This is a genomic window from Ruegeria meonggei, from assembly GCF_042768335.1.
GTDB lineage: Bacteria > Pseudomonadota > Alphaproteobacteria > Rhodobacterales > Rhodobacteraceae > Ruegeria > Ruegeria meonggei.
Genome location: NZ_JAXHBT010000002.1, coordinates 187,397 through 200,322, shown reverse-complemented (window position 1 = coordinate 200,322; position 12,926 = coordinate 187,397). Strand labels below are relative to the sequence as shown.

The following is a 12,926-nucleotide window of genomic DNA, read 5'->3' as shown; positions in this document are numbered from 1 at the left end:
ATGGCCCGCAACGACCATCTTCTGTCCGTAGGCAACGAAGCACTGGCACCGATGACCTCGGCCATTGCATCGCTGTCCACACAGATTGACCAACTGACAGAGGTGGCGGATGCGCGGTCCTCGGCGCGGCTTGCGACGCTCAAGACGCGGATGGAGAATTTCACGGCCAGCATCACGCTGGTCGGGCAAGTCAAGGCCGGTAAATCTTCGATCGTGAACATCCTGGCCGGGCGCCCTGCTCTGCTGCCCTCGGATGTGAACCCGTGGACTTCGGTAGTGACCACGCTGAACATCAATACCCGCACCGAAGGCGATACACGCTCCAAATTTACCTTCTTCGAACAGGAAGAATGGGACAACCTGATGGTCGGCGGCGGCCGTTTGGGTGAGCTGGCCAACCGCGCCGGTGCAGATGACGAGATGGACGATATCCGCCGACAGATTGGCGAGATGAAGAACAAGTCCGAGGCTCGGCTGGGCCAACATTTCGACCTGATTCTAGGCCAGAGCCATCAGTATGACTATTTCGATGACGAACTGATCCAACGCTATGTCTGCCTTGGCGACGAAGATGACCCTGATATCAACCCGAAAACCGGTCGATTTGCGGATGTTACCAAATCTGCCGAATTGTTTATGGACATTCCGCAATATCCGATCTCGCTGAAGCTGTGCGATACGCCTGGCGTCAACGACACTTTCATGGTGCGCGAGCAGATCACCCTTCGCAGCCTGCGCGGGTCCGAAGTCTGTGTGGTTGTGCTGGCGGCCAGCCAGGCCCTGACGACCATGGATATGGCGCTGATGCGGATCATCGCGCAGTTCGAAAACCGTCAGATCATTCTTTTTGTGAACCGGATCGACGAATTGGCTGATCCGGTCAGTCAGGTTCCCGAAATCCGCGACCGGATTCAGGACACTCTGAAACAGAACAACATCGACACCAACACAAGTGTGGTGTTTGGCAGCGCATTGTGGGCCGAGGCCGCCCTGACCGGCAATCCCGACATCCTGACTGAAGAGTCGCGCCAGGCGCTGAACACATTTTATCTGGCCGCAGGGTTTGGCGATCAGGCCCCGTCGCTTGATAAAATCTGGGCACTGTCCGGTCTGCCGGACTTGCTGCTTGCCATGAATGAACGCATTGCCGAGGGCGCGGGAACGCGCCTGTTGGACAAGGTGCGCCACCGGGCCCGAAACATTGCCAGTCAGATTCGCGCAACTGCGGTTGCTAAAACCCTGTCCGAAGGGGGTGGTGTTGTCCGCGATCTGGACGGTGTTTCCGCAGAAGAGGCCATTGCCAGGGTCTCTGACGAATACGAAAAGAAGGCGGCGGAACTGACCACTTCGCTGCGTGAAAAAGTGCTGGAACGTTTGAATTCGGCCGAGACCAACTTTGTCAAACGCGCGACGGATTCGCTGATTGCGCATCTTGAACAGAATGGCGAGCAAGGCACATGGCAATACGACCCGGCCGGACTTCGTACCTTGCAAAAGGCGGCCTATTTCAGCTTTGCCCGTGCAATGCGTAAAGAGGCTGGCGCGTTGTATAACGCTGCTGCGGCAGATGTCGAAGCGCTGTATCAAAAGCTGTTGGGTAACCACCTGGGTGAATTCAGCATCGAAGCGCCCATTGTGCCGCGTGTCCCGCCCCCATTGGGCATCGGTCGCACAATTGCGCTGGATTTGCAAAGCACGTGGTGGCGGCGCTGGTGGCAAAAGCGCAAAGGGTTCGAGGCTTATGCCGCGGACTACACACGCTTGATTGCGTCTGAGGCAAACTCGATCACCAAAGACATCGAGGAAAATCAAATCGCGGCGGTACTGGAAAATGTCCGGGCTGGTTTGGCAGACTTCCTGCGCGAGCAGAAGGAAACCCTGCTGAACATCTCGGCCTCGGCCGAACAGGACCCGAACCAGGCCGCCCTGATGGCAGGCATGGCACCCAAAAAGTCGCGTGACGACATTCTGGGCGACATCCTGAAAGATCTTAGTAACGAGGCAGCATAAGTAGCGACATGGCAAAAGATATACAAACCCGCTTCGTCTCTCCTAAGGCATGGGAACGCATCGAGAAGTGGTCTCGCCGGAAACCCGTTTTTGCGCTCATGGGCGAATTCAGTGCCGGGAAATCGACACTGATGAACTTTCTGCTGCGCTCTCAGGCGCTGCCAACGCAGGTGACAGCGACACAGCTGCCACCGGTTTGGTTCAGCTGGGGCAAACAGTCGGCTTACGTACAGCGCCACGATGGTAGCCGCGAAGATATCACGCTGGACCAACTGGAGGGCGTGGGTGTCAACGACGTCCAGTTTGTGCGCATTTTCCTGGAATCCGACATTTTGGAAGCTGTCGATCTGATCGACACCCCAGGCATCTCGGATCCGAAGATTTCCAATGATGTCTGGCGCCGCGCCGTTGGGCAGGCCAATGGCGTGTTGTGGTGTACTCATGCGACCCAGGCCTGGCGTGAGACAGAGCGGGCGACTTGGGTGTCGCTGCCGGAACGCTTGCAGCATAACTCATTGTTGCTGGTGACCCGTGCTGATGTTTTGGGCGCAAAAGATCGTCAGAAAGTGCTGCGACGGGTGAACCGCGAAGCAGGACATCTGTTCAACCGCTCGATCCTCTTTTCGGCGCGCGATGCAATCACCGCGCGCGACAAAAGCGGCGATACCGAGCTGTGGGCGCGTAGCGGTGGCGGGAAGATGGTCGACAGCTTCCTTGAGATCACAGAACAGATCATGGACAACCGTGCCGATCAGTTGTCGCGATATCAGATAGACAACAGCCTGGCCGGAGGACCGCGTGTTCAGCCGATACGACCCCAGCGGAAATCTGAAGGCGCAGAAGAGCCTGCGCCGCTGAAACTTGTGAACCCAGTTGCAGATATCGACGCTGATAACGAAGTGGTTACCAGTTTTCCAGTGCGTCCCTCGCGTGTGGAACGCCGCACCGAAGACACCGACCGCGCTGAACGGATCGACGCGGAAGAAGCTGACCGTCTACGCGCCGAGATGACGGCAAAGACACAAGCTCCTGAACCGGTTGTCGAAGTCGATGAGGATGACCTGCGCTCGTTCTTTCGGGAGGCGGACAGTCAGCCTCTGAACCTGACCGGGCATACGGATACGATGAAGGACGAGGACGAGTTCGACCTTCTGGATATTGACGAGTTGGACGAAGATGACCTGGATGACGGTCTCAATCTTCTGTCGGAAGAAGAGGCGGATCAGCCTCTGGAAGAGACCGCACAGGCGGATAACTTCATGGCCTCGCTGGAGGACAAGTTGGGCAACGCACCCGAACAGGATGAAGCGCCCACGGATCAGCAAGACGAACTGCAGGCGGAAACCTCTGTATCTTCGATCAGTGCCCTTCTGGCGGAGCAATCGAAAAACTCAGAGGACGAATTCGAACCCGAGCCGGAATCCCAGGGCCTGATGGACATGCAAGTGGTTCCTTTGTCCAATGGAACAGCCCCCGATGCACCCGTTGCAGCCGGCAGAAAGGATGACGCGCTTGAGGATTTGCTGAATGTACCAGCCGGCGCACCGCTTAGCGCCGCGTCCATGTGGCGTGAGATTACCGAAGATGAGGATTTGCCACAGGACGCAGAAGGTCTGAAAAAGGTGTTCAAGGCATTTCTCGAAGAATTCGATGTAATTGCAGCTGAACATATCGCGCGTAAAACAAAAGGATCGGCCCGTCCGGTTCCCAAAGCTCCTGACGGTGGCGGGGCGGAATGGCATGTGTCGTAAAAGGAAGTTCAGGTAGAAACGATGTCTATCGAAACAGCATTGAACAACGCGATAGCGACCATACCCGACTGTATTGCAGCCGGGTATGTCGATATGGAAACGGGGATGTTGCTGGGGACCAACACCTCTGATCCTGATGCTGCCGATGCGCTGGACAGTCTGGCCATTGCCGTGGCTAACCTGTTTCAGGGCCGCGGCGTGAAAGCGTTCGAGGATTTGTTACGCAGCTCTGACGCTGAAGAGGCGGAATACCCGGGATTTGGGGAAATCGCGGTATTTTCGAATGACCGGTTGAACATCTTTTTGCGGACCCGGGAGTATCCTGATCATGTGGTCTGCTACATCTGCAACAGCAGCGCCAATGTTGGGTTGGCACTGACAAAATCGCATCTCAGTCTGGGGCCGGTTGCGGCCGCAGTTTAGACGGGACCAGAGGGGGTCACGGCATGATGGACACAGACATACTCGAAATGCTCGATGACATCGGGCGTTCGGCAGTGGCTCGTCTTAACCCGGCGGTTACTATACCCGGCGATACTGCTCAGGAGCGGCGCGACAAAGTGCTGAATATCATACGGGGTACCATCCTTCCGCGCCGCTTGGAATTTACGGCCGCCAACGGGGTTTGCCTAGCGATTGAAGTCAACAGCTCTCGGGTCACGGATGTGTTTCGGGTGCACGCTGGCATCGCACCGGACTTCGAAACTGAATCCAGAGAAGATCTTGCCGCCAAACTGGCTGGATTGGTGTCAGATATCGCCTCTGCTACGGCGCCGCTGGAGCTGGTTTCCTTGCAGCCCGACACCGCCCTGGAGGCGGACGATGTCGGCATTACGTTCAGCGAGATTGAGGTCGCGTGCGAAGGCATTGAACTGACGGCAGAGCCCGTCATTTCCATTGTTGCCAATGCCGAGTCTGCTGAGGATGAGGTGACAGCCGAACCCTTACTTGACGGACTTGCAAGTCGTTTCTTCGAAGGTGCCGACCGATTTGCGCAAGGCCGCGTGCTGGCCCAGGCGAAAGACGGTGCGGAACTTCGCGCAGAGGGCACGTGTGGCCAGGCCCAACCGCTACACCCGGACCAGGAATTGCTCAGCCAGTTTGCGCGCGACCTTTCCGGTTGGTCTGCGGACGCATCAAATTTGGATTTGCCGCAGCTGATCGTCATGCGCCCTTCTGGTGGCAAAGGAGCCGGGTTGGCCATCCTGCGCGACAACGAACAGTTTGCAATGGCGGTGCACCAAGCTCGTAAACTGGGCGCCGTAGTCAATCTGTGGGCAACACTAACGAGGCCGGACGAATGAGACCGGCGCTAAAGTTCAATTTTTCGAAGAATTCAAATCGTGTTTATAAGTTACCAGGGTAAAGTTTATGAGTGAAAACAATCGTCGCGAGTTAATTCGCATTGCCGAAGACATGAACGGTTCCAGCAACGATGAGACTCGTCAGTTCATTTCGCGCATTGTAGGTGATCTTTCAAATCTGAAGCCATCGATCGCTTTTGTTGGGCAGATCAAGGCGGGCAAGTCCCGGTTGATCAATGGGTTTACCGGTCAGGCTGAATACCTGCCCTCAGATGTGAACCCGTGGACAACAGTGATTACCGACATGCACTTTGGGCACCCCTCGGGCCGGACCCAAGGGGCCGAGTTCCACTTTTTCGACAATCGCCAGTGGGAATCGCTGATTGCCGAGGGTGAAGAACTGCGCAACATGTTCCCCGATGACGAGGACAGCTATAAGCGCGAGATGATCGAAGAGCAGGTCGAAGCGATGAAGACCCGCGCCAAACTGCGTCTGGGCGAAAGCTATAAGCACCTGCTGGGTCAGCACCATGATCTGGACAGCCTGACCACAGACGATCTGGCACGCTACGTCTGCGCAGGCGATGATCCCACCGATGAAGGAACGTATGATCCGGGCTCGGATCGGGGTCTGTACAGCGATATCACCCGCAAGGCCGAGGTCTATTTCGACATTGGCCATTTCCCTTTTCCGCTGACCGTCACGGATACGCCGGGTGTCAATGACCCGCTGCTGATCCGAGAGGAAATCTCGCGGCAATATCTAAGGGAATCCGATTTCTTTGTCGTGGTCCTTTCGGCGCATCAGGCGCTGTCACGGGCCGATCTGAAACTGTTCCGTCTTATGCAGGCGCTGGAACTGGGTCAAATCGTTGTCTTCATCAACCGAGTTGATGAGCTTGGCGGTGGTGCCGAGGATGCGGGTAAGGTGCGGGCCGATGTCATGGAAGGCCTGGAACAGGCGCTTGGAAACTCGGACATTGATGTCCTGATGGGCAGTGCCCAATGGGCACATTACGCATTGACCGGGGATGACACCGGCGTGGATCATGACCACGTTCTGGCATGGCTGCGCGCGCATCCTGAACAGATGAAACAGTATCTGGACGGGGTGGAAGAGATCAAACAGGGCCCCGGCCCGATTAGCCGCGAAGGCGTTTTGCGGTTTGCCGCGATGATCGCCTCGGGTCTGCCGGACCTGCGCAAACATGTCACTCGCGCCTTGACCGAGGGCCCACGCGAAGAACATTTGCGCATGGCGTGGCAGCACCTGAACAGTTTCGCCCAAGGCGAACTTGAACGCTCCAAAGCGCATCTGCGTGTGATCGAAGATGAAATCAGCCCGGACGCCGGGAACGCTGACGAAAATGACAAAACGCTGGCAGAGCTGCGTGATCTGGTCACTCAGAAAACGACAGATATTGTCAGCGACATGGACGATGTACTGGCCAATTTGCGCGGTGTTATGGACGACACCGTGGCCGAGGCTGTCTCGGCGGTGGTGCGGGGCCCGAACGGGGATTCCCCGCTGTTGGCCAAAGGCGGCGAGACCGAGCTGAACTTTACCCCATTGCGTGATCGCATGCGCGAGCTTGTTCAGGGTGCCACGCAGGTTGTCCGTCAGCGGATGCTGAGCGAGCTTTATGCCATCGACATGCAAAGCAACGCCGCCCTGCGCGCCCTGCCCGGCTGGCAGGACCCGACCGACAACCGGATGAATACCAGTGCCGTGCGCTGGTTTCGGCCGGATACCACGGCCCTGACACGGGGCATCACCGTTGAATTGCGGGTTAACTGGCTGTCGCGACTGATTTCGCGTAAAAGTGTAGTTGCGCGCGCCGAACGGATGATCGTTCAAGAGTTCGAGATGATCGGAGACGATCTGGTGGATACCGCTCGTGGCGATCTGTTGGAGCGTCTGAACACCGTTCTGGACCACTACATGGCGTTGCTGGCCGGACATCTGGAACACCGTTCTGGCAGCAGTGAAACAAACGCCCGTGCCGAGGCCCAAACCGCTTATGACCAGGCACAGCGCATAACGGATGAACTGAGCGCCGTATACAGCGCGGATTACGTAGACAAAAGATTAGCAGAGGCTGCGGAATGATAGATTTCCCCGGAACCGACCAGGAAGTAAGACAACTTGAACGCTTTCTGACCGCGACCGAAGACCTGACAGCCGACCCGGCAATGGAAGAGATGCGCACGCGCGCCCTCGCCCATGCTGAACAGCTGTCCAACGCGGTCAATATCGGTTTCGCAGGGGAATTTGGGGCTGGGAAATCCAGCCTTGCCAACATGCTGGCCGGGGCCGACATTCTGCCCACCGGACCGCAACATCTGAAACTACCGCTGGTCATCGTAGCCTTTTCCGAGACACCTGAAACCACCGTCGGCTGGTGGGGCAAAGAGCCCAAAGTTTATTCCGGTATTGCGCTGGAAAAAGCTGCCGCGGACAACCCGGACTTTATCTCGGTCGGTCTGAATACCCCTGCCCTGAAGGAAATTTCCCTGTTCGACCTGCCAGGGGCCGGGGCACTGGATGATACCTACAAACCCACGCTCGATCTGTTGAAATTCGTTGATTGCGCAATCTGGTGCACCAACGGAACCAACGCCTGGCGCGAGACAGAGCGTCACTTGTGGGCGCAAGTTCCGACAGAGTTGCGCGACAACAGCCTGCTGGCCGTAACCCATGCAGACCTGCCACCTGTCCGTGATGCGCTGGACCGTGTGCTTGCACGGCTGAACAAGGAAAAAAACAAGATGTTCCGGGCCGTCGTGCCCATCGGAACACCTGTCGCGGTCCGCGCCATGGCGCAGGAACCAGAGCCCGATTTTGCCCTGTGGGAAACATGTGGTGGTCAGAATTTGGCCGAGCACGTATTGAAAATCGCCTCAGACCGCCGCCAATCAGACCTGGAAGCCGCACGCGCGGATCTGAAGCAGGACTTCCTGCCCTATCTCGAAGACTTGCAGGGGCCAGAGCAGGAACAGTCTCAGGCCGACGCTTCTGCGGTACAGGCCGCCATCGAGTCGACCCTGCCACCGCTGGAGAATCCCATTCTCGAAGACTGGCTGGCTGCGATTGCCAGCATCTATGCAGATCTGCGCAAATCCTCGGCCATTGAGCCGGCGGCCTTTCTCAACAGCTGTCAGGAAATCGTCGAGGATTTTGCCGAACGGCTTGAGCAGGGTGGAGAAATCGACCCGTCAGCAGACTGGATTCCTGGTGAGTTCGAAAAGGCCACAGATCTGCTGTTGCTGTTGCAATTCGAAACCGGTGATGCACCCTTGAAAGACGCGATCAGTATCCTGGCGCAGCTCAGCGACAACCTCGCCTGGGCCGGCAGCCGGGTGGATTCGATGCAACCCAAAACCGGAACCTGACAACCTCTCGTTAAGATTGAGTCGCTAAGAGCCGATTCGAAGCTCTGAGAATCGGCGTTTTATTGTTTCGAATTCGGTGATCAATCAGGTGAAAACTGCGATTCAGTTTGCAGGATTTAGACGCCGAACATCTACATATAGATAAAGGCACATGATAATCCACTATATGATGATTTTGACCTTAAAGGGTCCTTAGTGAAGCCATGAGGCGGCCCCAATAAAGTCAAATTTGAAACGTCTAACCGTCTTAAGTGATCTGCGGTTGTATTTGGTTGTGAGTTCGCGGGTTTTTTCCCAGTTAACAAAACCGCAAAACGATTAGAACGGGCGGAAAGAAATGAGCCACAACCAGGCTGTCGGTGCATCGCACGACGAACCGAAAATTGACGGACTCCAACCAGGCGCCAAGCTGTTGCGCGGGCAGTATGAGATCCTGCGCTTCCTCAGCAATGGCGGATTTGGAATTACCTACCTGGCCCGCAACAGCCTGGAGCGCGAAGTTGTAATCAAAGAATGCTATCCAAGCGCGGTTTGCACACGCAACGGCGACCTGGTTGAACCCACAGATCCCAATCATAAAGATGATCTGCGCGCTATCATCGACCTGTTCATTCAGGAGGCCCGCAATCACGCGCGGCTGGTACATCCCAACATCGTCGACGTGCATCAGGTGTTCGAAGACAATGACACCGCCTATATCGCCATGGACTTTGTCAAGGGTTGTGATCTACTGGATTACGTCGAAAACCCAGACAACAAAACAAACCCTGATTTCATCGTTCAGGTCACCGAAAAGATGTTGTCGGCGGTGTCTTTCATTCACGACAGCGGCATGTTGCACCGCGATATCTCGCCCGACAATATACTGATCGACGAAAACGGTGAGCCGATCCTGATCGATTTCGGTGCCGCGCGGGAACAGGCAGCGAACCAGTCTGCCGCGTTGCTGACATTGCGGGTTATCAAGGACGGCTATTCCCCGCATGAGTTTTACGTACGCGGGGCCGAGCAAGGCCCCAGCAGCGACCTGTATGTTCTGGCAGCCACTCTGTACCACGCCATCAGTGGCGAGCGCCCGATCGATGGTCAGACGCGTTTGAATGCGTTCAACAACGGTCAGGATGACCCCTACGTGCCGTTGGCCGGACGCCACAAGGGTTACCCCGAAGGTTTCCTTGGAGCAATTGATAAGGCGATGGAAGTTCACGCCACCGACCGCCTTCAGACTGCTCTGGATTGGTTGCGCATGTTCCGGGGCCCCGGTGTCATGTTCGATACGTTTGAACGTCGCCCAATCTCGGTAATCGTCGCCATGGATCGCAAGGACGAAGCGGCCGAGAAGGCACGCATAAAAGCCGAAAGCGAAAACGCCGAAGCGGTCGTTACCGCCCTTTTGGCAGGAAATGCTGATCTGGCCTTGGGCAACGAAGACAAGAACGAGGATGAACTGGCCAAGTTCGTAGCCGCCGAAGAACCCCAGGTTACGGTCGATACCGTGGTAAAAAGCGGGTCAGGCGGAAGCGGTAAGATGTTTGCGGGCATCGCGGTTGTCGCGGTTGGTCTGGCCGCAGGCGGGTTCTTTCTGATGTTCGGGAACAATACGGCTTCGGAACAGGATGTGGCGGTTGCCCAACCGCCGGCAATTGCCGAAGAGGCTGAAGAAACGGTGGATATTGCTGTACCGGCGGAAGAACCGGTCGCACAGGTTGCCGAGGTAGCGGTTGAACCGGAAACGGTCGATGCTGCGCCTGTACAGAAAGAACCAGAACAAGTGCCTGTCGAGCAGATACAGGCCGAAGCGGCTGTCGCAGAAGAGGAGCAACCTCAGACAGCCGAGACGACGACAACGGAACCTGTCGCGGCAGTTGCGGTTAATCTGGCCGATGCGCAGGTTGCGTTTTCGCACTGGGATGTAGAAATCCCGTTTCAGACGTCCAGACGCCGTGCATCAACCGGTAATATCATTGCGGTGACCGGCATCGATCCCGCCCAGGACATGAGCGTTATTGGCGATTGGGTCACACGCGGTGCGGCGATCTATACCCTGAACGGAGAACCGGTTCGGGCCGATGCAAGCTTTGCCGCTCAGGTGTTGGACGACCTTTCGGTTGATCCGGATGGGTTTATCCGTGTTACCGCGCGGTATCGACCGCTTGGCAAGACCCGGGCACAGAACGGATTGCTGGCCTTGCCGGCTAACCGAATGATCGGGTTGGAAAACGGTTATGGCTTTACGGTGCGCAACACCAACAGTCAGGGTTGGAAAACGGTCGTGACTGGCTTGCCAGTGGATGCGGCGGGCGGCCTTCAGAAAGGCGATATTCTGATCTCGGAGATGCAGACCGGCGCGGCCATTGCCGGGTCCGAAAGTTTGGATGCCCTGTTGGAAACACTTGTATCCGAAAATCAACCTCAGGCGCGTTTGACAGTGTTGCGCAATGGCACTGAGACGCAGGCCGTCATGCCGCTAAAGCAGGAGTAGTCTGACCGGTTCGTTATGTGATCCGCCAGAAACAGAAAGTTCGAAAGTGCCGTTGCGTCGATTTGCGCAGAGGTGAGTAGCAGCCCCACGGGACAGATATCCGTGCCAAGATACAAAGGTGTCGACACCATGTTCAAATACAAGAGCCCTCTCAGCCGGCTTCTCGAAGGTGCCGGAAAAGCCAAAGAATCCGAAGACGATCTGGACGAGGTTGCCGCGCCTGAAACCGAGGTCGAAGCCGAGGCAGAAAAACCTCAGCCCATTGCGGATTTTAACGCGCTGCGCCAGGCCTTGGCGGGTGGCAACATGTCTTCGGACAGCTACGAAGACAGCGATGAGCTGATACCGGAAGAGGATATGCCCGAGTTTTCTGAGAGCGAAGACGCGGTCACCGCTGAAGCGGAAGATGAGATTGTGGTGACTGAAGTGGTCGCCCAGGTACAGAACAACATCTTTGAGGCCCCCGAAGCCGAAGCTGAGGTAGAAGATGCTGTGGTTACTTTGCATGTGGCCACGGATGAAGATGTCACAGCCGAGGTGGCCCCTCAGGTTGACGAACCGCAAGAGGCCGCTGAGGTTGTAGCGCAGCATGCAGAACCTGTTGTTGAAGTGATCACGGAGACCGTCGAGACCGCCGCGGTTGAGCCAATTTCTGTTGAGCCGGTGTTAGAACCAGAAAATCAACCCGGAGCGGAAGTACTACCCGAGCCACAGCAGCCTGCCCCGTCCTCGGATCGCCGTGGTCGCGTCAAAACCACTTTCCTTGGGTTTGAGCGTGCCGATACTCATGTTCAGGACTTGATCGAAACGGCCGAACCGGTTGCGAAAGCAGAAGCCGCACAAGAGACTTTTCCGGTTGGCTGGCTGGTTATCACAAACGGGCCGGGTCGTGGATCCTGCGTTACTGTGACCGAAGGTCTGATGCAGATTGGTCGCAACGATGATCAGGCGATTCAGCTGGACTTCGGTGACACGGGTATATCGCGCAGCAGTCACGCTGTGATCGCCTACGACCCCGAAGATCGTAAATGCTATCTCGGACATGGTGGCAAAGCCAATCTGGTACGCCTGAACGGCAAACCAGTGCTCAGTACCGTTCCACTGGCCAGTGGCGACCTGATCCGGATCAGCGAAACTTCGCTGCGCTTTTCAGCCTTCTGTGATGATGGCTTTGATTGGCGGGATGCCTGATAGATGCTGGCTACTCCGGCATATGATATTGCACTGATCCTGGATCAGGGGCAGCGGGACACGCAGGAAGATGCGGTCGCGGCGCGCACGTTCGATGCGGCGGATGCTTGTTATGTTGTCGTGGCAGACGGAATGGGCGGGCACGCAGCTGGCGAGGTTGCCTCGGATCTGGTGATCTCAGCCTGGCGCGACGCGCTGGACGTTCAGCTTGAGGGTCCAACGCCTTCAGAGGCTGCACTGGCAGACGCACTGCCGTTGGCGGCAATGCAGGCCAACGCCTCAATCGCCAATTTCTGCGAGGAACAGGGTGAAGGGTTCAATATGGGCTCTACCATGTTGGGTGTCTTGCTAATCGGCCCGCGCGTGTTCTGGATCTCGATCGGAGACAGCCCTCTATACCTGTTCCGGGGCGGGGCGCTGCGTCAGATTAACGAAGACCATTCCATGGCGCCGATGATTGATGCGCAGCTTGCAGAAGGCACCCTGACCGAGGCTGAAGCACTTGCGCATCCTGATCGCAACCAACTGACGTCGGTGATCATGGGCGCAGCCATTCCCAAAGTCGACTGCCCCGAAGACCCACTGGCCCTGGCAGCATCAGACATTCTGATCCTGGGCAGCGACGGGTTGCAGTACCTCAGTAACGCGGAAATTCAGACGATCCTGCAGGACAATGTGAACGCGCTGGCACAAGACATTGCCGATACCTTGCTGCGGGCGTTGAAAGCCAAAGATCATCCGGACCAAGACAATGCTTCAATCGGCGTTGTGAAACTAACAAGAAACTAACCAAGG

At 56.7% G+C, this 12,926-nt stretch carries 9 protein-coding genes; all 9 read left to right on the top strand.

Annotated elements, in window-relative coordinates:
- The 9 genes from SJY13_RS21015 (at position 1) to SJY13_RS20975 (ending at position 12,920) form a co-directional block, all read left to right on the top strand.
- Complete coding sequence (locus SJY13_RS21015) at positions 1–2,010, top strand: dynamin family protein (protein ID WP_377194026.1); 2,010 nt, start codon at positions 1–3, stop codon at positions 2,008–2,010.
- A gap of 8 nt (positions 2,011–2,018) precedes the next feature.
- The gene (locus SJY13_RS21010) at positions 2,019–3,761 is read left to right on the top strand and encodes a dynamin family protein (RefSeq protein ID WP_377194024.1); all 1,743 of its coding nucleotides are present in this window, start codon (positions 2,019–2,021) and stop codon (positions 3,759–3,761) included.
- Positions 3,762–3,782: 21 nt separating this feature from the next.
- Positions 3,783–4,184: a hypothetical protein gene (locus SJY13_RS21005; protein ID WP_085822181.1), complete on the top strand. Its 402-nt coding sequence runs from the start codon at positions 3,783–3,785 to the stop codon at positions 4,182–4,184.
- Positions 4,185–4,231: 47 nt separating this feature from the next.
- Complete coding sequence (locus SJY13_RS21000) at positions 4,232–5,065, top strand: hypothetical protein (RefSeq protein WP_377194022.1); 834 nt, start codon at positions 4,232–4,234, stop codon at positions 5,063–5,065.
- A gap of 67 nt (positions 5,066–5,132) precedes the next feature.
- Positions 5,133–7,175 (top strand): dynamin family protein, encoded by a 2,043-nt coding sequence (locus SJY13_RS20995; protein WP_377194020.1) that lies wholly within the window; start codon positions 5,133–5,135, stop codon positions 7,173–7,175.
- Positions 7,172–8,458 (top strand): dynamin family protein, encoded by a 1,287-nt coding sequence (locus SJY13_RS20990; RefSeq protein WP_377194018.1) that lies wholly within the window; start codon positions 7,172–7,174, stop codon positions 8,456–8,458. The genes SJY13_RS20995 and SJY13_RS20990 overlap by 4 nt, the downstream gene beginning before the upstream one ends.
- Before the next feature lie 337 nt (positions 8,459–8,795).
- A complete protein-coding gene (locus tag SJY13_RS20985; RefSeq protein ID WP_377194016.1) occupies positions 8,796–10,940 on the top strand; it encodes a serine/threonine protein kinase in 2,145 nt (714 codons plus the stop codon).
- A gap of 129 nt (positions 10,941–11,069) precedes the next feature.
- Positions 11,070–12,131 carry an FHA domain-containing protein gene (locus tag SJY13_RS20980; protein ID WP_377194014.1) on the top strand — a complete coding sequence of 354 codons (1,062 nt, stop codon included), beginning with the start codon at positions 11,070–11,072 and terminating at the stop codon, positions 12,129–12,131.
- 3 nt (positions 12,132–12,134) lie between these two features.
- Complete coding sequence (locus tag SJY13_RS20975) at positions 12,135–12,920, top strand: PP2C family protein-serine/threonine phosphatase (RefSeq protein ID WP_377194012.1); 786 nt, start codon at positions 12,135–12,137, stop codon at positions 12,918–12,920.
- Positions 12,921–12,926 lie beyond the last annotated feature (6 nt).

What these genes read in the sequence shown, in the direction of transcription:
- SJY13_RS21015 (WP_377194026.1), top strand. Translation starts at nt 1, where the DNA reads ATGGCCCGCAACGACCATCTTCTGTCCGTAGGCAACGAAGCACTGGCA.
- SJY13_RS21010 (WP_377194024.1), top strand. Translation starts at nt 2,019, where the DNA reads ATGGCAAAAGATATACAAACCCGCTTCGTCTCTCCTAAGGCATGGGAA.
- SJY13_RS21005 (WP_085822181.1), top strand. Translation starts at nt 3,783, where the DNA reads ATGTCTATCGAAACAGCATTGAACAACGCGATAGCGACCATACCCGAC.
- SJY13_RS21000 (WP_377194022.1), top strand. Translation starts at nt 4,232, where the DNA reads ATGCTCGATGACATCGGGCGTTCGGCAGTGGCTCGTCTTAACCCGGCG.
- SJY13_RS20995 (WP_377194020.1), top strand. Translation starts at nt 5,133, where the DNA reads ATGAGTGAAAACAATCGTCGCGAGTTAATTCGCATTGCCGAAGACATG.
- SJY13_RS20990 (WP_377194018.1), top strand. Translation starts at nt 7,172, where the DNA reads ATGATAGATTTCCCCGGAACCGACCAGGAAGTAAGACAACTTGAACGC.
- SJY13_RS20985 (WP_377194016.1), top strand. Translation starts at nt 8,796, where the DNA reads ATGAGCCACAACCAGGCTGTCGGTGCATCGCACGACGAACCGAAAATT.
- SJY13_RS20980 (WP_377194014.1), top strand. Translation starts at nt 11,070, where the DNA reads ATGTTCAAATACAAGAGCCCTCTCAGCCGGCTTCTCGAAGGTGCCGGA.
- SJY13_RS20975 (WP_377194012.1), top strand. Translation starts at nt 12,135, where the DNA reads ATGCTGGCTACTCCGGCATATGATATTGCACTGATCCTGGATCAGGGG.